At 22.0% G+C, this 21090-nt stretch carries 30 protein-coding genes and 1 pseudogene; 7 read left to right on the plus strand and 24 right to left on the minus strand.

Annotation, left to right across the window (positions count from 1 at the left end; translation table 4 throughout):
- Positions 1-209 precede the first annotated feature (209 nt).
- Entirely contained in the window at positions 210-1052 is an 843-nt protein-coding gene (locus tag AAHM95_RS01395; protein WP_425289621.1) for an Mbov_0401 family ICE element transposase-like protein, read from the minus strand.
- Between the two features lie 57 nt (positions 1053-1109).
- Here AAHM95_RS01395 and AAHM95_RS01400 point away from each other — a divergent pair.
- A protein-coding gene (locus tag AAHM95_RS01400) for an IS3 family transposase (RefSeq protein ID WP_342273898.1) occupies positions 1110-2227 on the plus strand; the annotation gives its coding sequence in 2 pieces (ribosomal slippage) (positions 1110-1380 and positions 1380-2227; 1119 coding nt in all).
- Here the strand turns inward: AAHM95_RS01400 and AAHM95_RS01405 are convergent.
- Positions 2214-2561, minus strand: coding sequence for a UPF0236 family transposase-like protein (locus AAHM95_RS01405; RefSeq protein ID WP_342273899.1), 348 nt, complete (start codon positions 2559-2561; stop codon positions 2214-2216). The genes AAHM95_RS01400 and AAHM95_RS01405 overlap by 14 nt on opposite strands.
- Positions 2562-2852: 291 nt before the next feature.
- Here AAHM95_RS01405 and AAHM95_RS01410 point away from each other — a divergent pair, with 291 nt between their 5' ends.
- From AAHM95_RS01410 to AAHM95_RS01420, 3 genes are all read left to right on the plus strand, one after another.
- The gene (locus AAHM95_RS01410) at positions 2853-3191 is read left to right on the plus strand and encodes a hypothetical protein (RefSeq protein ID WP_338978532.1); all 339 of its coding nucleotides are present in this window, start codon (positions 2853-2855) and stop codon (positions 3189-3191) included.
- Between the two features lie 93 nt (positions 3192-3284).
- Positions 3285-3584 carry a hypothetical protein gene (locus AAHM95_RS01415; RefSeq protein ID WP_338978534.1) on the plus strand — a complete coding sequence of 100 codons (300 nt, stop codon included), beginning with the start codon at positions 3285-3287 and terminating at the stop codon, positions 3582-3584.
- Positions 3577-3774: a hypothetical protein gene (locus tag AAHM95_RS01420; RefSeq protein WP_338978536.1), complete on the plus strand. Its 198-nt coding sequence runs from the start codon at positions 3577-3579 to the stop codon at positions 3772-3774. Before AAHM95_RS01415 ends, AAHM95_RS01420 begins: the two co-directional genes overlap by 8 nt.
- Here the strand turns inward: AAHM95_RS01420 and AAHM95_RS01425 are convergent.
- The 20 genes from AAHM95_RS01425 to AAHM95_RS01520 form a co-directional block, all read right to left on the minus strand.
- On the minus strand, positions 3771-5795 hold the full coding sequence (locus AAHM95_RS01425) for a hypothetical protein (RefSeq protein ID WP_342273900.1): 2025 nt from the start codon (positions 5793-5795) through the stop codon (positions 3771-3773). The genes AAHM95_RS01420 and AAHM95_RS01425 overlap by 4 nt on opposite strands.
- Positions 5746-6987 carry a hypothetical protein gene (locus AAHM95_RS01430; RefSeq protein WP_342273901.1) on the minus strand — a complete coding sequence of 414 codons (1242 nt, stop codon included), beginning with the start codon at positions 6985-6987 and terminating at the stop codon, positions 5746-5748. The genes AAHM95_RS01425 and AAHM95_RS01430 overlap by 50 nt, the downstream gene beginning before the upstream one ends.
- A 143-nt stretch (positions 6988-7130) precedes the next feature.
- Positions 7131-9419, minus strand: coding sequence for a hypothetical protein (locus AAHM95_RS01435; protein ID WP_342273902.1), 2289 nt, complete (start codon positions 9417-9419; stop codon positions 7131-7133).
- A 3-nt stretch (positions 9420-9422) separates the two neighbouring features.
- The gene (locus AAHM95_RS01440) at positions 9423-11141 is read right to left on the minus strand and encodes a hypothetical protein (protein WP_342273903.1); all 1719 of its coding nucleotides are present in this window, start codon (positions 11139-11141) and stop codon (positions 9423-9425) included.
- A gap of 14 nt (positions 11142-11155) precedes the next feature.
- Complete coding sequence (locus AAHM95_RS01445; protein WP_342273904.1) at positions 11156-12337, minus strand: hypothetical protein; 1182 nt, start codon at positions 12335-12337, stop codon at positions 11156-11158.
- A gap of 18 nt (positions 12338-12355) precedes the next feature.
- Positions 12356-12730: a hypothetical protein gene (locus AAHM95_RS01450; RefSeq protein ID WP_342273905.1), complete on the minus strand. Its 375-nt coding sequence runs from the start codon at positions 12728-12730 to the stop codon at positions 12356-12358.
- Between the two features lie 17 nt (positions 12731-12747).
- The gene (locus AAHM95_RS01455; RefSeq protein WP_338961501.1) at positions 12748-12933 is read right to left on the minus strand and encodes a hypothetical protein; all 186 of its coding nucleotides are present in this window, start codon (positions 12931-12933) and stop codon (positions 12748-12750) included.
- Position 12934: 1 nt separating this feature from the next.
- Positions 12935-13123 (minus strand): hypothetical protein, encoded by a 189-nt coding sequence (locus AAHM95_RS01460; protein ID WP_174481134.1) that lies wholly within the window; start codon positions 13121-13123, stop codon positions 12935-12937.
- A 38-nt stretch (positions 13124-13161) separates the two neighbouring features.
- Positions 13162-13320: a hypothetical protein gene (locus AAHM95_RS01465; protein WP_342273906.1), complete on the minus strand. Its 159-nt coding sequence runs from the start codon at positions 13318-13320 to the stop codon at positions 13162-13164.
- A 16-nt stretch (positions 13321-13336) separates the two neighbouring features.
- Complete coding sequence (locus tag AAHM95_RS01470; RefSeq protein WP_342273907.1) at positions 13337-14161, minus strand: hypothetical protein; 825 nt, start codon at positions 14159-14161, stop codon at positions 13337-13339.
- An 11-nt stretch (positions 14162-14172) separates the two neighbouring features.
- A complete protein-coding gene (locus AAHM95_RS01475) occupies positions 14173-14409 on the minus strand; it encodes a hypothetical protein (RefSeq protein WP_342273908.1) in 237 nt (78 codons plus the stop codon).
- Entirely contained in the window at positions 14409-14723 is a 315-nt protein-coding gene (locus tag AAHM95_RS01480; RefSeq protein ID WP_342273909.1) for a hypothetical protein, read from the minus strand. Before AAHM95_RS01480 ends, AAHM95_RS01475 begins: the two co-directional genes overlap by 1 nt.
- The gene (locus AAHM95_RS01485; protein ID WP_338959464.1) at positions 14723-14884 is read right to left on the minus strand and encodes a hypothetical protein; all 162 of its coding nucleotides are present in this window, start codon (positions 14882-14884) and stop codon (positions 14723-14725) included. Before AAHM95_RS01485 ends, AAHM95_RS01480 begins: the two co-directional genes overlap by 1 nt.
- 3 nt (positions 14885-14887) lie before the next feature.
- On the minus strand, positions 14888-15115 hold the full coding sequence (locus tag AAHM95_RS01490) for a hypothetical protein (RefSeq protein ID WP_342273910.1): 228 nt from the start codon (positions 15113-15115) through the stop codon (positions 14888-14890).
- Positions 15115-15291: a hypothetical protein gene (locus AAHM95_RS01495; RefSeq protein WP_342273911.1), complete on the minus strand. Its 177-nt coding sequence runs from the start codon at positions 15289-15291 to the stop codon at positions 15115-15117. The genes AAHM95_RS01490 and AAHM95_RS01495 overlap by 1 nt, the downstream gene beginning before the upstream one ends.
- A 3-nt stretch (positions 15292-15294) precedes the next feature.
- Positions 15295-15588: a hypothetical protein gene (locus AAHM95_RS01500; protein WP_339040127.1), complete on the minus strand. Its 294-nt coding sequence runs from the start codon at positions 15586-15588 to the stop codon at positions 15295-15297.
- 2 nt (positions 15589-15590) lie between these two features.
- Positions 15591-16055, minus strand: coding sequence for a hypothetical protein (locus AAHM95_RS01505; RefSeq protein ID WP_342273912.1), 465 nt, complete (start codon positions 16053-16055; stop codon positions 15591-15593).
- Entirely contained in the window at positions 16055-16351 is a 297-nt protein-coding gene (locus tag AAHM95_RS01510; protein WP_342273913.1) for a hypothetical protein, read from the minus strand. The genes AAHM95_RS01505 and AAHM95_RS01510 overlap by 1 nt, the downstream gene beginning before the upstream one ends.
- A 15-nt stretch (positions 16352-16366) precedes the next feature.
- Positions 16367-16570 carry a hypothetical protein gene (locus tag AAHM95_RS01515; RefSeq protein WP_342273914.1) on the minus strand — a complete coding sequence of 68 codons (204 nt, stop codon included), beginning with the start codon at positions 16568-16570 and terminating at the stop codon, positions 16367-16369.
- 168 nt (positions 16571-16738) lie between these two features.
- A complete protein-coding gene (locus AAHM95_RS01520) occupies positions 16739-16990 on the minus strand; it encodes a hypothetical protein (protein WP_342273915.1) in 252 nt (83 codons plus the stop codon).
- A 409-nt stretch (positions 16991-17399) separates the two neighbouring features.
- Here AAHM95_RS01520 and AAHM95_RS01525 point away from each other — a divergent pair, with 409 nt between their 5' ends.
- Positions 17400-18515: a hypothetical protein gene (locus tag AAHM95_RS01525; protein ID WP_342273916.1), complete on the plus strand. Its 1116-nt coding sequence runs from the start codon at positions 17400-17402 to the stop codon at positions 18513-18515.
- Between the two features lie 2 nt (positions 18516-18517).
- Here the strand turns inward: AAHM95_RS01525 and AAHM95_RS01530 are convergent.
- Together AAHM95_RS01530 and AAHM95_RS01535 are read right to left on the minus strand one after the other, a co-directional pair.
- A pseudogene (locus AAHM95_RS01530) lies at positions 18518-19015 on the minus strand (IS3 family transposase); the annotation flags it as partial.
- Positions 18973-19278: a hypothetical protein gene (locus AAHM95_RS01535; RefSeq protein WP_342273917.1), complete on the minus strand. Its 306-nt coding sequence runs from the start codon at positions 19276-19278 to the stop codon at positions 18973-18975. The gene AAHM95_RS01535 and the pseudogene AAHM95_RS01530, both read right to left, overlap by 43 nt.
- A 1-nt stretch (position 19279) precedes the next feature.
- On the opposite strand from AAHM95_RS01535, the gene AAHM95_RS01540 reads away from it, so the two are divergent.
- Together AAHM95_RS01540 and AAHM95_RS01545 are read left to right on the plus strand one after the other, a co-directional pair.
- Positions 19280-19606: a hypothetical protein gene (locus AAHM95_RS01540; protein ID WP_338975547.1), complete on the plus strand. Its 327-nt coding sequence runs from the start codon at positions 19280-19282 to the stop codon at positions 19604-19606.
- A gap of 341 nt (positions 19607-19947) precedes the next feature.
- On the plus strand, positions 19948-21021 hold the full coding sequence (locus tag AAHM95_RS01545; RefSeq protein ID WP_342273918.1) for an ankyrin repeat domain-containing protein: 1074 nt from the start codon (positions 19948-19950) through the stop codon (positions 21019-21021).
- The last annotated feature ends 69 nt before the right edge of the window (positions 21022-21090 follow it).

Here is a 21090-nt window from a genome sequence, read left to right on the forward strand (position 1 = left end):
TGTTAGACAAGAAATAATTTGGATTTTTATGAAATTATATTTAAATAATATAATTTTTTTAACTTAAATGCAACTAAAATACTTATTTTTAAAAATTACTAAAAAATTAAAAAATAAATTTAATATTTATACACAACAAAAATTCTTATTAAAACACATTTAATAAGTTTTATTCTATTTTGATTTTTAAAAAAAAGTTAAATTTTAATTTATAATAATTGTATCTTTGTATTTATTTTATTACATTTAAAAATAACCATTTTAATATAAATTGAAATATTATAAGTTCTATTACCAAGCATTTCTTTTAAAACATGTCAAATATTAGTTTCAGTAAAGCAACCAATATTTCATTTTGCACCTTGATTTTCAATACCTTGTTTATTATTTTTAAAATATTTTTTCTTTAATTTTTTATGATTATCTAATTCTTTATATAAATAATCAATTAATTGTTCATATTGACCATTATTAATTAAATTTTTACAGTAATTATATTCTTTTAAATATTTTCCTTTATTTCCCGCCATTATACCAAGATATAATGTTCTAATTAAATGGAATTTATCTAAAACAAACTGTGCACCTAAATAATCAGCAACATCTTTAATTCATCCTGCACTATCACCACAAATAATAATTTTTGCTTGTTCAATGTTTTCATAAAATTTTTGACAATGTTTTTTAACAAATTCAGCAGTTTTTTTAACGCCAATTGCTGTTCTTGTTGGTCTAATAATTGCTTTTACTCTTTTATTTTGTACTTTATGATTAATATTATCTGTATATGTTACTATTAATCTCATAGAGTGTTTTGTACCTTTACGTTTAAAATCTCAAAACTTTCGATGTCCATCATCAATTGCTACAAAAATAGGTTGATTTTTTTCTAATTTTACTTTTACTGGATTTGCTTCAATTACTTCTAAATTTTTAAAAACTCTATGAACAGTACTAATACTAATACCTGCTTTTTTACAAATAGCACAAATATCATGATATCTTTTTCCATCAGCAAAATATTCAATAATAGTGGATGGGTTACACTTTATTGGACACTAATTACATAGACAAGTGAACAAATTAGTTAAAAGAAAGGAATTATAATTATGGTCACTATTAACTCATATTCAGATGAATTTAAAAAACAAATAGTAGCTTTATATCAAAGTGGCAAATCAGTATCTTGCCTTGTTAAAGAATACAATGTTACAAGAGCAGCTACTTACAATTGAATTAAGCAATTTACTAATTCAGGTAGTTTTAAAACTAAAGATAATCTTTCAGATTTAGAAAAACAATTAATTCAAGCAAATAAAGAATTAAAACAGTTACGAATGGAAATTGATATTTTAAAGCAAGCAGCACTAATAATAGGCAGAAAATAGAGATTATTGCAAATAATAAATCTAAATATAAAATGCGCACAATGTGTCATTTTTTAAAACTCTCTAAATCAACATATTATTTTAATTTAAAGAAAAAAAATAAAATTCAAAATAATATTTATGAACAAGCTGTTATTAGTGCTTTTAAAGAAAATAAAGAAGTTTATGGTACTAGAAGATTAAAAGTCATACTAGCAAACCAAGAAATTTATTTATCACGCAGAAAAATTAAAGAAATTATGAATAAGCATAATTTAATATCAAAATACACTAAATTATCATTCAAAAATTATCATAATAAAGTCAATGATAGTCAAATAACCAATCTTGTTAATAGAAACTTTAATAATAGAATTAAAAATGAAGTTATTGTTAGTGATTTAACTTATGTTCAAGTTAATGGTAAATGAAACTATATTTGCCTATTAATCGACCTATTTAACCGCGAAATTATTGGACATAGTGTTGGAGTTAAAAAAGATGCATCATTAGTATATCAAGCATTTATGCAATCAAATCACTGTTTAAAAGATATTGAAATATTTCATACTGATCGCGGTAATGAATTCAATAATAAAACTATTGATAAACTTTTATTAGCTTTCAACATAACTCGATCTTTAAGCAAAAAAGGATGTCCTTATGACAATGCTGTTGCTGAAGCAACTTTTAAAACTTTCAAAATTGAATTTATTAATGATAAAAATTTTACATCATTAATCCAATTAAAATTAGAATTATTTGATTACATCAATTGATATAACAACATAAGAATTCACAGTACTCTAAACTACCTAACTCCAATTAGTTATCAAAAACAAATGTCTACCAAAAAATAGTCCTAAAAAGGGTTGCCATTCCAATAGTTTGTTCAACATCTTCACCAATTCTTTTATATTTAGGTAATTCTAGTCATTCATCAACTAAACAAACACGAACTCATTTTTGTAATTTTTCATCAAAATATTCATAAATTCTTCTTTTATAAGTTACTAATCCATACATTATTTTTCTTGTTCGATATTGATAATCAACAATTTTATATTTCTTTTTATCTCTTGTATTTTTTATTCTTCAATCTCATTTTTCTCATTTTTTTCTTATATGTTCTAAAACTAATTTATCAATTTTTGCACTTTGTTCTCTAAAATTTCATTTATAATTAAAATTCAAATTTACTTCTCCTAACTATTTTAAAAAAATCTAAATTTATTGTAAATATATTTAAAAAATTAATTTACTTAATTATTGTATACATATATAAGTGTAATTTAAAATTAAATAAAAAAAATACTTTCATATTTAAAATATAATAAACAATTTCAATATAATTAATAGTATAGGTATCATAAAATAAACGCCTTTAATTTAGGCGTTATTTTACGTTTAAAAGTATAATTGTAAAAATATCAAAAAATAAGTATAATTTAACAATAAAATGTTAAGAGATAAGGAGAAATTAAAATGGAAATAGGAAAAATAGAAATTTTAAAAAATAAAATTCAAGAAATTCAAGAAATGATTAATTATATAAATATTATAATAATTAAAGAGAAAGAAAAAAATAAACCCAATGAATATGATTTAAGAATTTATTCAAGGGAAATTGTTAGTTTTGAAAAAGAACTAGAAATTTCTAAAAGAAAGTTATCAAACGAACTAAGTAAAATTACAGAATTAACAGAACTAACACCATTGTTACAATTAAATGATATCAATATTATTAATTCATATAAATCTATTAATAATCAAGAAAAAAGTAGTAAAGTTTTTATTAAAAATAATAATTGTGTAATATCTTAAATTTCATTTAAAAATAGGAGTAAATTATCATGAACAAAGAAAAGTTATTAAAAGTTGTAAGTAACTTAAAATCTTTCAAAAAGATTTTGAAAAATGAATGTTATCTGTCAAAATAAAAATTGTAGTAACAAATGAAGTAATATTGTTTTATTAGAATTAAAATCAACAACATTTAGTCTTTTTCTTTGTGAAAATCATGCAATTAATTTAGAACATGAATTATTACCAAAATGATTAAAAACTTGTGAAGAGTTAAGAAAAAATAATAAAATAAAAAAGGAGCAATTTAATATGAAAACATGAATAAAAACAAATTTAAGTAAAATAACATTAGCATTAGCACTAACTGGTGCAACAACTGGAACAATTGGTTTAATCATGGGGGGTGCTTAGCCATAATGTAGGTACTAATGTTAAACATTATTTAACACGAAATGGAGAAATGGTATATGGAACAACTACTATTTGAGTTAATACATATACAAGTGAAAATATTTTTCAATTATATTTTTCTAAAAAACCAAAACATGAAGATGATATAAAATGAGATGGTAACTATCCTGATTGATATTTTGATAATTAAATTTCTAAATTTATATAAGAAATATTTTCATTATATTTATCAAATAAATTAATATTATTTAAACTTATTTCTTGTTTATCAGTTATTAAAATTAAGTCATAATTACCAGCTCCAAATATTCCACTAATTTCAATCCTATTTAAGTTATTAATAGGATTTTCTATTTGTAATTCAAATTCACTATTATTATCAACTTTTAAAATTTCTTTATAAAATTCCAGTTTAGAAAATAATTGTGATTTATTAGAACCATATAAATTTAAAGCATTTTTAATTTTAATTTTATCAATAATTACTCTTGTAAAATATTTTCCATATTCACCATTAGCTAATGTTCAATCAGCAGGAATTAATGAAGGTATGTTATTACTTTCTAATTCATTTGTAATAGATAATCAGTTAAATTGATTATCATCTAACTTAAATAATTCATTTTGACTAATATCATTGTTTTTCAATTTAATGTTATTAATATCGGTAAAATCAAAATATGGAGATTTTAATATTACCTTTACATCTTTAAATTGTCAAATATCTATTTTACTAGGTTTAATTGGAGTTGATTTTAATTCAAAATAATAAGGCAATAATATTTTATTATCATCATTTAATCCTTTATTAATTGATAATGATGAATAAATATATTTTGATAACATAATAAATACTTGTTTAAATATTTGTATTTGTGGTAAAATTATATAATTTGGATATTCAAACTCTCATTGTTTAAATAAGTTAGTAATTATTTCATCGGGTTTTTGTCCTGAAAATGTATCATGTAATTCTGCCATTTTATTTGTTGGCTTACCTTTATCATCATATTCTGCACCATTAAAATTTCTATTATAGTTATATGTATAACTTAGCATATCTAATAATAACTGTTGTAAACTATCAATAGTTGGCGCATCTTGTATTTCAATTGCTATACTTTTAAATCTATTATTGGTTGCAAGATAAACATATCATCCTTCATTACTATAAGATAAAACTTTTTTATCTTCTAAATGTATTTCGTGTTTTAATGGTCAATTACCATCTCAAACAGCACCCATTTCTCAACCTAATCAAGTATCAGTTACTCTTGCATTATTAATAACTTCTTTTCTTGTTATAGTACCAGTACTAATTTTAATTAAGTCTAAAACTGATTTTTCTTGTCCAATAAATTGTTTTGCTAAATTTCATGGTAATATTTGTTCACTAAATCATTGTTGTAATATTCTAACTTTTGGTTGAGTTTCAATAGGCATTGATAATAGCGGAAATGCTATCTTATCTTTGACAAATAACTTTGGGTATACTTCCATATTGTCAACTTCACCAAGTACCTTTATATTGCCAAAAATCATGCTTCTAGGGGCTTTAATTTTTAAACCAATTATTTTTGTATCTTTATCTAATGGTTTTTGTAATTTAATAATTATTGGATAACCATCTCTTGTTTTAAAATCTTTAATTTTAATAATAGTAATACTTTTAGTACTTCTTGTTTTTGGATTTTGATAAGGTTGAGAATAATTATTAATGATATATAAATTATCAATATTATTTTCAGTTAAGGGTTCATTAATAGATACAGCATATAACTTAAATTGATTTAGTAAATTTATTTCTTGAAAAATTAAATTTTTAATATCAGTCATACTATATTCAATTGTATTATCATTAATATTTGTGCTTGCTCTTTGATTTAATTGCATAGTAAAATCAGATGTTTCAACTGCAATAGTTTTTAATACTTTATTAATATCAATAAAACCAATTTTAATAGTATTTGCTGAAAATTTTAAAGTATTATTTTCATTATTTTTAAATAAACGTTCAATTTCATAAATATAAATTGTTCTTTTTTTAAATTCATCGTATGCTCTATTAATATCGGGGTCACTAGTAGCACCCATCATATTAGTAAAGTCATAAGGAATATTATCAATTAAATAATCATTTTCTACTTCTGCTTGATTAAGTTTAGTTTGTTTCTGTGGAAACTTCGTTTGTGGTTTGTTGTTGTTTTCCATTGTTCTCTCCTATTAATTGGTTATTTTCGGGATTAAATAATTTTAATTTAACTTTTAAATTATTAATTTCTTGTTCATCATTAATATTAAATGTTTTACTATTTAATAAATCTTTATCTAAACGTACTAATATTTGAATAAATTTAAGAATATCAATATTAAATTGCCATAATTTTTGTTCAATATAATTAATGGTTGAAATATTTACAGCTGTACTTTCGGGAACTGATTGTTGTGCAGATTTCTTTTGACTTGGTATATGAATACCACAACGTTTAAATATTTCATTAACATTTCAATCATATATATCAGTTAAATTTTTACCTTTAAAATTACTATTTGTCATATTGATATTTTCGTTTTGTTCATTATTATCTCCACCACTTTTAAATATGTAGTTTTTAGTAACTAATGTTCTTACTGCTTCTTCTAATGTTGATTGAACATTACCATAAGTTTGACTAAATATAAATTTAGGTGAATTTAAAATAGTATCTAGAACAATTTGTTCATAAATAACATCTAATGCTTTAATTTTATCCATTACTTTATTACAATCTGCTAACTCATTTGCTTTATTTCGCATAATTGCTATTGGTATATAATTAATATTTAGTATTTGTTCTTGTTCTAAATTTGGATTATTAATGAATGATTTAAAATCTAATGGAAATTGTTTTTTATTATCATTAATACTATAAATTGCACGATTAATAGTTACTTGTTTATTATTTAATGTATAAATTTCAAATAATCTTACAATTTGTGCATTTTGTTGATAACTATCATAAAAAATAGTACATTGAATTAATTTACCAGTAATATCATAAACTCTTTGTTGTATGTCAACTACTTGAAAATATAAGTCATCATTTGCAATATAAATTAAATAACCACTAATTCCTAATTTACTTAATTTAAAAATAGAATTTCAATTTTTTCTATAAAATTCTTGTTGAATTAGATACTGTTTAATAGTTTCATTATTTATTTCTAATGGAGCATTATATAAATTAGCATTATTTTCTGCTACAAAATCAGTAAAATAAGTTTCATGATTAAAATCATTAAAACCAAAATAATTTAAAATTGAAGCATGAGTACTTTTATTTTTATTAGTTAAAAATTTTACTTTTTCATTTTGATTATCACTAATATTACTTTTATCTTTTCTAAAAAATCTACCTAACATAATATTCACCACCTTTTTAAAAGATTTGATTAATTTTTAATACAATTTTTACAATAATGAATATAATTAAACCAGTAACCGCAGAAGATAATAAAACTCCTATTAAACCTAAAATAATTTTTATAATTTTAAAAAACATAATATTATTCCTGTAATTCTTCTAATTTTCATACATTACCTTTTAAATTACCTTTTCCAGTATAAATAGTAATCCATTTTGCATGTTGAACTGATAAAATTACTATATTAGCACTATCATTAAAAGTTTGTATTTGTACACCAGCAATTTTTTTATCAGTTATAATAAATTCTTGAATAGTATAAACTGGATTATATATACTTCAAGAATAATAAACTCTATAATGTTTATTCTCTTGAAAATCATAAGTAATTTGTCAATTATCTCATTTATTTTTTTCTCTTGTTCCTACTTCTTTTCAATTTGAACCACTTGGACTTGGTGTTGGAGGAATATCTTTTAATTCAATATCTCAAATATTTTCTTCAATTTCATTAGTTTCTAAACTTCTTGAATTAATTTTTAATTTTGGTTGAATATCTATTTTAATAGTATCTTGTAATTCTTCTAATGAAAATATATTTCCATATTGTTTATTTCCTCCAATAATAATTAATTGACTTTTATTACCATCAACAGTTCCTAATTTAATAATTAATGAAGAATCTTCATTATCAATTTTACCTTTAATAAGCATATAATCTCCACCTATATGAGTAGAACTAGATTTAAATTCTATTTTTAGTTTTACACTTGTTTGATTAAAAGGTGGTTTATCTCATGTTATAAATACTCTATAATATTTATTAAAACTAAGAGCAAAATCTTCTGATGTACGATTATCAAGACTTTTACCTATTATTTTTCAATTTTCTTTTTCTTGTTTTTTATCAATATTACTTTTATTTTCATTAATAGCACCAGCAACAGTTTTATTAGTAGTTTCTAAATTAGGAATTTCTTGACCAACAGCATTTATTTGAAATGCAATCGGAAATTGTGCTTTTGTATCTTCTAATTTTTTATCTACTTCTTCTTTTTTATAATAATCTGATAAATCTACTTTACCACCAGTAGCACTAATTTTATTATTTTCATCAATAGTTATATTAGTACCAGCAATTAATTTATCTTGTTTTTTATCTAATAAATTATTAGTTTCTATTTTTGTATAGTAATCACGTTCAGTATTTTCTTCTGCTATAAATTCAGTTGGTGTCCCAGTTCCTTGATATTGATATATATTATGAATTATTGGTGTATACTTTTTTGTGCTATTAGTAATAATAAACTTTATTAAATCAACATCATATAATAATGTTACTTTGTCAATATTAACATCAATATTTTCAATTATTATTTGTTTTTGTTCTATTTGACCATTAGTAATTCTTATATTAGATTTAGTTAATTTATTATTACTTATAATAAGTTGTTTACTATCAATAAAATAATATGTTCAATCAATAATATATCATGTATCTATTTTAATATTTTCATTTTTAACTTTCTTTCATAAAGGACTAGTTTCAATATTAAATCAATTATTTTTAACATCATTAATATTTTCATTTGCTTTAATTAATTCAGTATTTAATTTGGTAATTTCATTTTCATTAGTAGTAATTCGTTTTTGTTGTTTAGCAGAAAAATCACAAGTTGGTGCATGTGTATAATCACCAATTTGTGGATTATTTTGTAATGCTTCGGGTGGTAATGTTCCAATTTCATCAGGTCAATCTAAAATCATTGTTTCAGTTTCTTTATCATAATCTGTTGCAACATAACCTTTATTAATAAATTTACTAACAGGACCTCTATATATTTCATTTTCATTATCATCAACTAAATCATCATATAATTTAATTTGTTTTGATAATGTAAATTCTTTTTGTTGTTCAATTAATTCATCAACTTGATTTCTAGTATAAAATGCTTTTAAGTCAATTTTTTCAACATCTATTTCATCATCATTATAACTTGAAAATATTTGTTTTAATTCTGTTAATCTTGCTCATATTTTCATTCTACTAGGTGCTAAATCTCAAACATTAATTGTAGGAGTACTATTTGCACTAAATTGAGTACCATTATTAAATTGAATAGTAGCATCAACATTAAATTCAATTGGTGTACGATTAAATACTCAATGTTCAACCATTACATAAACCATATCTCTTAATGTTTCTTTAATTAATTCATCTTTAAAACTATCAAAAGGAAATTTAGATAAAATAAAAACAAGATAAGCATTAATATCATTTTGCGCGCGAATAGCAAATGTTTTAAATCAATCATTAACATTTGGTCATGTTTTTATATATTGTGGTGGTGTTTCTGTAATTTTTCCAGTTAATGGATATCAGTTATTATAATTTTCAAGACTGACATCAGTTCAAAGTTTATTAATCATAATTTATCATTCCTTAAAAAATGCTTGTTTATAATGATGAGTATGTTTTTTTGTTTTTTTATGTGTTATATGTTCAATTTCTTTTTGTATTTTATTTTTACCTTTTTTTAATTTTTTCTTACTTTTTGTTATAACTTGACTATATGCAAACTTTTCTAAATGATGTAATAATCCAGTACCAAATAAAGTATTAACTGAAAACTTTAAACCAACATTTTTAAATGATTTGTTAATATTTTCAATAGGATTATTAATAACATTTACTACTTTATGATAAGTTCTAATAGTTCTAAATATTTCTCTATATACTTTAAAACTATCTCTAATTACTTGTTGCACCACTGGTGGAGCAAATGCTATTGCTTTTAATCATTTATTACGATTAACACCATAACCAATGTATCAACCACTATATCAACGATATCAATGAAATGGATGTATTTGAGTAACAAAAGTTTTTGCTTTAAGAATACTATCAACAACTGTAATCGGTTTATATTTAGGATTGCGGTGATAAATAGTAATTGCACATTTATCTAATGACAAAGGTTGAATTTTACAACCCATAAATACTGGTGAATTTATTGGAATTAATTGTGCATGTTTAATTGCTCTTTTTTCTGCACTAGTAAATAAAACAGTTGCTTTTTCTTTTAATTTATTAATTTTTTCAAATGCTTGTTTTTCTAACTTTTCAAATTTTTCTTGTAATTTATATATACTTTCTCGTATTTTTTCAAAATATGGTGTATCTTTTCAAAATTTATTTAAACCTTTTTTTAAATAAAATCTAATATCAAAATATTTAAAAGTTTGATTTGCTTTTAAAACAAGTTGATGAATAATATTATTTTTAAAATTAAATTTAATAACATTAGCTCTAATTTTTTGCAAATCTAAAATTAAAGTTTTTCCATATCTATTTTCTGTATGTATTGTATGAACTAAATTTAATCAATCATGTTGATTCATTTTTAATACTTCTTTTAATTCAGTATTATATTTTTTTAAAAAGTTATTTGCTTTTTCAATATCTTTAATCTTAAATTTAGGAGTTAATTGTGGACTTAATTTTATTAATGTATTTTGTAATAATAAGTAATCTTTTAACTCTTGTGCTTCTAATTTTTGAAAATTATTCTTATATTGTCTTTCAGCAACATAACCTAAATCTTGTAATACTGTTTCACGATTAGGAGTAAAAATATAATTCATTAAATAACGTTTATTACCAACAATTTTATCTGTTAAAATTTCTTTTCCACTTACTTGACTAATAATTTCTTGTAAGTTTTTTGCTTCTTTAATACCAACTTGTTCTAATGTTTTAGTTTTTTCTGCTAGTTTAATAAATTTAGTAGTACGATAACCACGACTAATTTTATTAAGTCCAGCAAATGCAGGTAGTATATTAAAGAAAGTATTTCATTTTGTTACATTTCCTTTTAAATAATCATAAACTTGATTAATAGTAAAATCAGTTGTAGCATAAATACCAAAATTAATAGTACTTGCAATAAAATCACTTGCACCTAATCCAAGTGCTACGCTTTCACTTAAACCACCAGTAAAAGGAGCAAGTGCTACTGCTATAACTTGTACACCAATCATTTCTAAAATTTCTCATCAAAAACTTTTATTTTCTTGTTGGTTACTTGTTCTAGTATGTTTTGATTTATTTATGTTTAAAAGTATTGCTGTACTAGTTGTACCAATTGGCATGATATTAATTTCCTTTATTTAAGAGTTATTTTAATTGGATTTGTTGAACCTTTATAATTTAAATCATTAACATTTGCAGTAATAGTTATATATAAGTCACCTGCTTTTTGTTTTTGATTACTTACATTAGTTTTTCCTTGTGCATCACTAAAATATTTAATAGTTGGATTTGTTAAATTTGGATTTAATGATTTAAGTTCATTAGTACTTTTTATTTGTGTATTTAATTCACTATTATTGTTATTAACATTTGCAGTAATATCAGTTGTTAAACTTGTAATTTTAGTTTTTAAATCAGTTTTTTCTGTTTTAATAACTCCACATAACATTCAACGTGATGTTGTTTCATTATTAGAAATATATGGGATTGCTTCTCCAACAACTTCACCAGCAACTTTATATGCTCTTCCTGCTTTATCATCTTTAATAAAATCTACATAAATAACTGTATTTTCTATCATGTATCTTTTCATTGCTCTTGGTGTTGCTAAAACAAAGGTCATTAATTGTTGTTCATTTTTATCATTAGTAAAAATCATATAGTCATCAAGAACGATTTCACATAATACGCCTTTTACATATAAATTATTTCCATTTAAACGTAATTGTTGTGCCAACTGATTATCGGTAATTAAACCTTTATTATCTGCTAAATAAACTAAACTATCATAAAGACCATTAGTAATAAAAAATTTACTATTTGCAATATTTCTAAATTGAAACAAAGTATTTCAAGCAGATAACATCGATTTTAAATAGCCTACTGTTGTATCTTCAATATCGATTTTAGTAGCAAATTTTGCAATTGCTTGTGTATCATCAATTGCCAATTTATCTGCTAAATCATTTGCAACTTCATATTGCATACTATCTAATAAATTTTGTCCATTATTTGCTTTTAAATCTACATCTGCAATAATTTCTCCTACAAGATATTTTTTAGTTATTTTTTTACTAATTTTATCTGTATCAACATATGGTAATTCATATCTTTTACTTTTATCATCCCAAGCAATAATTTTTACTTCCGGTTTTTTTGGTTTTTTAACAATAAACTCAATATTTACTGAGTCAACAATTTCAGTAGGAAAAAAGTTTGCTCATGGACTATTTGAAATTTTAAAGAACTCTATAAATTCTGGTGCTTCTACTAATCTCTCTGTATTGTCTAAATTTTGATTAAATGGTACTGACATTTTATTTCTCCCTTTCGTTTATAAATAATTTTTCTTTTTATAATTAATTAAAAAATTTTCTTTATCATTTGTTTTATTATTAATAATTATTTGTTTATTACCACCTGTATTAATTGTTTGTTTAAATACCGGTTGTTCTTTAATCATTTTTTTAATAGTTTCTTCAATTTTTGAATTTTCTATATTACTTGTTTTAAATTTTAAAAAATCATAAAATTCATTTTTAACTTGATATTTTTTAAATATATTAATTATTTCTTTTTCTTTAATTTCTTGATTAAGTTTATTTAACTTATTTTCTGCTTCATTAACTTTATTTTCTATTTCTTGTTGAGCATTATTTTCAGTTAATGGTTCAGTTGTTTGTTGAACATTATCTTCATTTTCTAACATTTAATATTCTCCTAATCTTATCCTAATAATCAATCTTTAACTAATTGTGGAATTTCACTTATTAATTTTTTATAATCATTAACTGCATTTTCTAATGTATCAATATCAGAAAATTTAAAACAATTATCAATATGTAAATCAAAATCTCTATCAATACTAATATCTTGTTTTCTATATTTTTCATTAAATTCAATTTTTGTCATATTATTTTTCTCCTTTATTAATCTTTTCATTTAATTTTGCTAATTTTTTTTGATGTTTTATAATTTTGTTATTTGCTCTAACATGTTTTGGAGTTGTGATAAATCTTTTTAATAAAACAATAATTTCTCTGCAAATTAATGTTCCAACACTTGTTCCAATAATTATTAATTCATGTAAAAATTCTTTCATATAAATTTTCCTTTCAACTATTTATTGTTTATTTTTGATTATTCATCAAATTCACCTTTAATAATTCTTTCAATCATACATTTTGCATCTATTAAAAGATTTGCAATTAAACGTTCATTCAATCTTATGTCTTCTAAATCTTTTTCATGTTGTTTTAATTTATCATTGTAATATTCTAGTAATTTTTCTTTATTCATAAATTATTCACCTCCTTTATAAACTCATGTGATTATAATCTCAATTTAGTGAAGTATTATCATGATTTAATGGTACTTCGCTCATATTATCACTACCATATTGACTGGTTGTTTCACTATTAATTGTGAATCTATTATAATTAATTAATCTTGCAGTTTCATTATTAAATGGTGTTTCTTGCATTTCTTGAATATGATTTGTAGTTTCCATAGGTAGTAAATTATGGATTATTTCACTTGCACCAGCAATTATGGTAGGTACTGCATAAGCATTATTAAAATCATTATTTATACCCATTGCAACACCACTTGAAATTAAACAACCACCAGTAGCCATATTACAAATTTTTCTTATTGTTTCAAATTTATTAGGTATTAACTCAGTTAATCCACTAATAAGATTTGAAATACCATAAGCATTTAAACTAATATATGTATCTCAATCCATTAATGACTGATTTTCTTGTTTATTTAATAGTAATCATGGCGGACCTTCTGTTGTAGTTGTAGTAGTTACTGGAATTGGTGTTGTTGGAATAATAGGATTAATATTATTTTCTGTTCATTTACTATAATTTGCTAAACCAATTGTTCCTAATCCTAATGCTATTTTTTTAGAACTATTAATTAATTTAGTTTTAGTATTTGGTCTTTGATTTAAATTTCAAATATCTAAACCTAATTTTTTACCAAATAATAAACTATTAATTGAACCTAATATTGGATTTGCAATTACTTGACCATAATAAGCACTTGTATCAATCATTGCACAAATAGGACTTATACCAGTTCTTATTAATTTAGTTAAAGTATAATTTGATTGTGTATTTTCGTTTGGCATTTTATTCTCCTTTAATTTTCTAATTTTTTAATTGTTACTTTAATTCAACCTTGATAAACATCATTATCACCAACTATTAATGCAACATTACTTTCGGGCTCAGAAATAATTATGTGTTTTGATTTAACATTTGGATATTGTCTTAAAATAATTGCTCTAATATCATTACTTGTATGAATTGCTTTGGGAAATGGTGATAATATTTCAATTTCATCTTTATTTTCAAACAAAGTAGGTAATATAATCATTAATCAAAGTCTCCATTTTCTAAATCTTTAATTAAATCCAAAGCTTCGATATATGGTATTCCATTATCACCTTTATCTAATTCATCTTGTATTTGTTCTTTAAGAAAATTAATTAATTTTTCTTTATTAATACAATTTTTATGTCTTGATTTATTAATTTCATCAACTTTAATTCTATGTTCTTTACAATATACTCTTCCATATTCATCAAATTGCTCTTCTGTCATATTTTCACATTGTTCTTGAAATGATGTAATACCAATATAATTTGGTCTTTCTTTTTTTATATTTTCAGTTCATGTACATCTATTCATTACTTATTCTCCTTATTTTCAATTTGATTAGCAATTTCATTTAATATTTTTAATACTTTATATTCATTTTTTAATTCTTTAATAATAAATATTAAAAATATTATTAGTGTTATGCTAGTTATTAATATTGGTACTATTAATAAAATTTTTCATAATATCATTTTTTATTCCAATTTATCTTTAATTATTTGATTTTTTCTAATTATTTCTTGTTCTAATGAATAAATATATTCTGATATTCTATTTATTATTAAATTTATATAGTCTAATTCTTCGTAAATATTATTAAATGCAATAGTTCCTATTTTATTTTTTAAATTTTCTAATAACTTTTCAATATCTTTTTTCATTACTATATCACTCATTTGTTTTTGGTTTTGATTAAAATTCATTATATTTTTTCTCCTTTTTGTAAAATATCTTTTATTATTTCTAATTCAGTCATTCTAATTTCATTTGCTTTAATAAAATTTTGTAATTTTTCAATTTCTTTTTTATATTCTTTAATATTCTCTTTATGTTGATTAATTCTGTCATTAATATATTCTAATGGTGTATTTTTAATCATTTTTTACTCTTTTCATTTTTTAAATCATTTAACATTGATTGAACAAAATGCACGATTTATATTCATATTTCAATTATTAAAGATTTCACCAGTTACTAAAATTTCATCATTTTTGTTTAATAAAATACATCGTCTATAAAATTTTGGGTTGTTAAAAATTAAAGTAACATAGTTTAAACCATTTCATTGACCTCGAACACTATAATATAATTCTTTATTACCTTTTTCGTAATATTTTGCTTCAATAGTGTTACTCAGTTTTACTGTTAATTTGACATAATTTGCTTTATCTTTCATGTTTATAATTTCCTTAAATAATTATCAAAAATTAATATTTTTTTATGATTTTTTAAATAATATTGAATATGCTTATAAGCATCTTGTTCATGTTTTGTTAATTTTATATTTCCTTTATATTCTGTTATTTTATTTTTATTTTTTGGGTGATTTTCGAAATAATCTCAGTTGAAAACATCTTGTACTAATACCATTAATGCACCAATAATTTTAGGAGTTGCTAATGGATTAGTTAATAATTGTTTTGAATTTAAAAAGAAATTTTCTACAATAACTAATATTTTTTTATCAATAAATTTTTCTTTAATTAATTGCAATTTTTCTTTATAAATATTTTTAGTTCATAAAACAGTTAATGTATTGAATGTTTCATTAAAAATAATATTATTAGTTTCATTTGAATATATAACAATTCCATTATTACCAATACCAGCAGGGTCAATTCCAATAATTAAGTCATATTGCATTATTCAAAGTCACCATTTTGAATTTTTTCTTGTAATTTCATTATTAATTTAAGTTTTCAATTACTAATATTAATTTTAATTACATCACTAATATCATCTTTAAGTAATTCCATAAATTCATTTTCAAGATAATTAATTAAATTTTCCTTATATTGATTAATTACTTCTTTTTTAAAATCTGCTCTTAATTTTTCTATATTATTTAAATGTTTTTTTGTTATTTCTTGATTACTTTTTTTATTATATTCATTAATAATTTCTTGGTCTTTATAAGAAAATGGTTTTTGTTTATTCATATTTAAACCTCCCACTTAACCTCTAACAACTGTTTTGATAATTTCCAAATCACAATTACATCAACAATATTTACATTCTTCAATAAATTCTTTATGACCACAAACTAAATTATCTTTTTTTAAATCATCAATCAGTTTAATTAGTCCTATTTTAAATTCAATATCATCACTGTCTGGTATGCAAATCGTTCCTCTTTTAGTTAAATATTCTTTATCCATATTTATAGCTCCTACTTAACCTAACATTTAAAATACAGTCATAACAAATTGCTTTATTATTTTTATCTCTTAAAAAATATTTTCTTGTTTTTATATCATTAGTATTAAAGAATAAATAATCTAATTTATGTTGTTTACAAGTTCAACAAAAATACTTTTTTTGCATAATTAATGACTTCTACATCAATCACAAACATATCCATATGGGTTTGTATAATCTAAATGTTCAGCAATATCATAATCATCTTCAAATTTTCTAATATTATGTTGTTCTGATTCTAATTCTGTTTTAAAATAATAAAGCATTTGGATTTTGTCATCTTCATATAATTCATTACATTCAACACATCTTTTTCTTCTTTTTTTAATTTTTTTATCAATCTTTCTTAGTTCTTCATAATCAAGAATTTCTATTGCCATAATAATTCTTTCCTAATATGTTCTGTTGCTTGTAGCATAAAGAATATATATTTTTATTTTTATATTATTAATACTATTAGTTTTATTCATTCCATGAAAACTGGGCTCAAAAATAAATTGTGAAATTTTAAAAAGAAATCGAGGCATTCGATTCAATATTTATTTAATTTGTGTTAAACAAATTAATATTTTAATTGAACCGGCACCGCTCAATTTTTTTTACAAGTTTGAAATTTATTTTCTCGCCCAAAAAAATTTTCCAAAAAAAATAAAAAAATAAAACCAACACTTGCTCACTGGGGAGTGGCAAGGTTGGTTAAATAAAGAATAGAATTAATACAATAGGTCCCTACAACAGGTCTATATATACTAGTTTCCAATTCGCTCCCACCCCAAGAATTACCATTAAATGGTTAGTATATTGGATGGGTTACACTTTATTGGAGAAGAAAAATTATTTTTAGATTTAATTGCTATTGGTAGAGGGACTGAAACAAGAAAAGAAATTATTAATAATGCAAGAGTAACAAATGCTAAATTAGGTTATGATGTTTCTAAAAATTTAAAAGTATGACCATTATCAGATGAAATAGAATTAAAAGATAAAAAATTAGAGTCATGATTTTTAGTAGGTAACTATAATTTATTTATTTCTACAACAAATAAATTTTATGATGTAGAAATTGAAATAAATGATAAACCACCAATTGATAGTTTACAACAGTTATTATTAGATATGCTAAGTTACACATATAACTATAATAGAAATTTTGATGGCGCAGATTATGATGATAAAAATGAAATAGCAAAATTACGTAATAAATTCTTAGGTCAAAAACCTGATGAAGTTATTACTAATTTATTTAGAAAATGAGAACTTGATTATCCAAATTACATAAATTTGCAACAAGTTAAAATATTTAAACAAGTATTTATTATGTTATCAAAGTATATTTATTCAACATTATCAATAAATAAAGGTCTAAATGATGATAATAAAATTTTATTACCTTATTATTTTGAATTAAAATCAAATCCTATACATTCTAATAAGGATAATAGTTGAAAATATAAAGATGTAAAAGTAATACTAAAATCTGAATATTTTGATTTTACAGATATGAATAATATTAAATTAAAAAATAATGATATTAGTCAAAATGAATTATTTAAACTTGATGATAATCAATTTAATTGATTATCTATTACAAATGAATTAGAAAGCAATAATATTCCGTCATTAATTCCAGCAGATTGAACATTAGGAAATGGCGAATATGGAAAATACTTTACAAGAGTAATTATTAGTAACAATAAAATTGAGAATGCTTTAAATTTATATGGTTCAAATAAATCTCAATTATTTTCTAAATTAGAATTTTATGAAGAGATATTACAAATTGATAATAAAAATGAATTTGAATTGCAAATTAAAAATCCAATTAATAATTTAAATCGGATTGAAATTAGTGGAATATTTGGTGCTGGTAATTATTATTTAATTTGGAATGGCAACCCTTTTTAGGACTATTTTTTGGTAGACATTTGTTTTTGATAACTAATTGGAGTTAGGTAGTTTAGAGTACTGTGAATTCTTATGTTGTTATATCAATTGATGTAATCAAATAATTCTAATTTTAATTGGATTAATGATGTAAAATTTTTATCATTAATAAATTCAATTTTGAAAGTTTTAAAAGTTGCTTCAGCAACAGCATTGTCATAAGGACATCCTTTTTTGCTTAAAGATCGAGTTATGTTGAAAGCTAATAAAAGTTTATCAATAGTTTTATTATTGAATTCATTACCGCGATCAGTATGAAATATTTCAATATCTTTTAAACAGTGATTTGATTGCATAAATGCTTGATATACTAATGATGCATCTTTTTTAACTCCAACACTATGTCCAATAATTTCGCGGTTAAATAGGTCGATTAATAGGCAAATATAGTTTCATTTACCATTAACTTGAACATAAGTTAAATCACTAACAATAACTTCATTTTTAATTCTATTATTAAAGTTTGTACTGGTAAAAAGAAGAATGGAAAATTAATTAATAAAAGAGCTGTATGTAAAATTAGAGTATCAAAAACAGAAATTGGTGCTGAAAAAACTGCCAAATTAATTGAAAAATATGGTAATTTATTTTTTGAAAATTTTGACCAAGCAAATTTAATAGTTTGTGGAGATAGTGCAAAATGAATTAGAAAAACTGCTACAATTTTAAATGCTAAATTTATTTTAGATAAATTCCATGCTTTTCATGTTTTATTTCTTGGCATAATGGCTGGAAGAAGAAAAAATAAAATTGCTAAATTACACTATCAAAATGCAATAAATTTATTTTCCAAAGGTCAATATTATGAATTAATTGATTTTTTACAATCATTGACTTTACAATATAAAAAATTAAAAGTTGGTTATTTTGTTAATGCAAAAGATGGCGTATTAAATCAAGCATTAGTTGAAAATATTGGTTGCTTTACTGAAACTAATATTAAACAAATTTTAAAGCATATGATTGGTGATAGAACTTATAACATTGATATGTATACCAAAATGGTTAATTTTAAATGTTATCAAATAAATACAGCAATACAATTATTATAAATTAACCATTTCAATTTAAAGATAACTAAAAATAAAATAAAACTTATTAAAGTAAAATTTAATAAGAATTTTTGAGTTATAAAAGTAAGTATTATTGTGTCAATATCGAGTGAAAATTTCCCAAAAATATTGATCAAAAAACACTAATTCTGAATAATCCCTAAAAATTTTAATTCCTATTTTTTAATGTAGGGATTATTTTTATAAAAAGAAGTATAATTTAAACAGATTAAAATAATTAGGAAAAAAATAAATAAAAACTTAATATAGTTTTTAATCCCTTGCTTTAATTTCAAAGTAAATGGTTTTTTTAATGTTAAAAAGTAAAGAAGGTAATAAAAATGGGAAATATTAATGAAAGTTTCAAAAAAGAGACAGCAGATAATGATATTATTAAAAATTTAGAAGAAGGTAATGGAACATACATTAAAAATAACCTTATGCATGTATTAAAACATAAAGAACATCGTAATTTTCAAAATTGAATGGTTACAGAGCCATATTGAAGTGCATGAATAGTATCATCAGATGGAAATACAGCAGAAAGTTCTACAGTTAATATTTTAGAAAGAATAGTTTATGTTGCAAATCATGATAATAAACTTACTTGAGAACTAATGTTAAAAAATGGTGAAAACGATGCAAATCCTAATTTAATTGGCAATTTTTATAATTGATATAGAACTGTAAATGAACCAGAAAATGACAGGTTTGAAAAGAGTGTATTAGAAGCAGCAATTTTAAAAAACAAGCCAAATTTAGTTGAGATTTTAGTTGAAAGTGGTGCAAATATCAATTATCAAAATCCTAAAAATGAAAATAAAACACCATGAGAACTTGCAATTATCGAAAAGAAAAATAAAATAGCAAAATATTTAATTAATAAAATTGAAGTAGATAAAAAAAATAAAAATGGTCAAACACCTTTACATTTAGCAGTTAGATATAAAAATAAGGACATAGTTAAATTTTTACTTGAAAATAATGCCAATTTAAATATTAAAGATAATTGAGATGATACACCTTTATTTGATGCACAAAATGTTAATAATGTTGAAATATTTAAATTATTAGTTAAAAAAGGAGCAGATTTAACGAAAAAGAATAAAAAAGGTCAAACAATTAAACAAGTAGTAAAATTAGAAAAAAAATGTTTAATAATGGAATATGAAAAATTTTGTCCTGATAAATTTACTTTGGAATTATCTGGAAAGTATAAAGTAGTAGATTGAAAACTTACGTATGAAAAAACAGATAATGAGTCAGTGAAAAAAATTATAGGTAAAATTATATCAAAAGATGAAATGCTTAATATAATTAAAAATTACAAAAATGATTTTGATTCAGATGAAATAAACTCAAGCAATTATCAAAATCAACCTTCAACAAGTGGATATACATCACCAAGAATATAAAAAATAAGAGATTGTAATTGCAATCTTTTTATATCTTTAAAATCAATTTTAAGGCATTAAATTTGCTTT

It is taken from the genome of Spiroplasma endosymbiont of Phycita roborella (genome assembly GCF_964031195.1).
Lineage (GTDB): Bacteria > Bacillota_I > Bacilli_A > Mycoplasmatales > VBWQ01 > Spiroplasma_E > Spiroplasma_E ixodetis_A.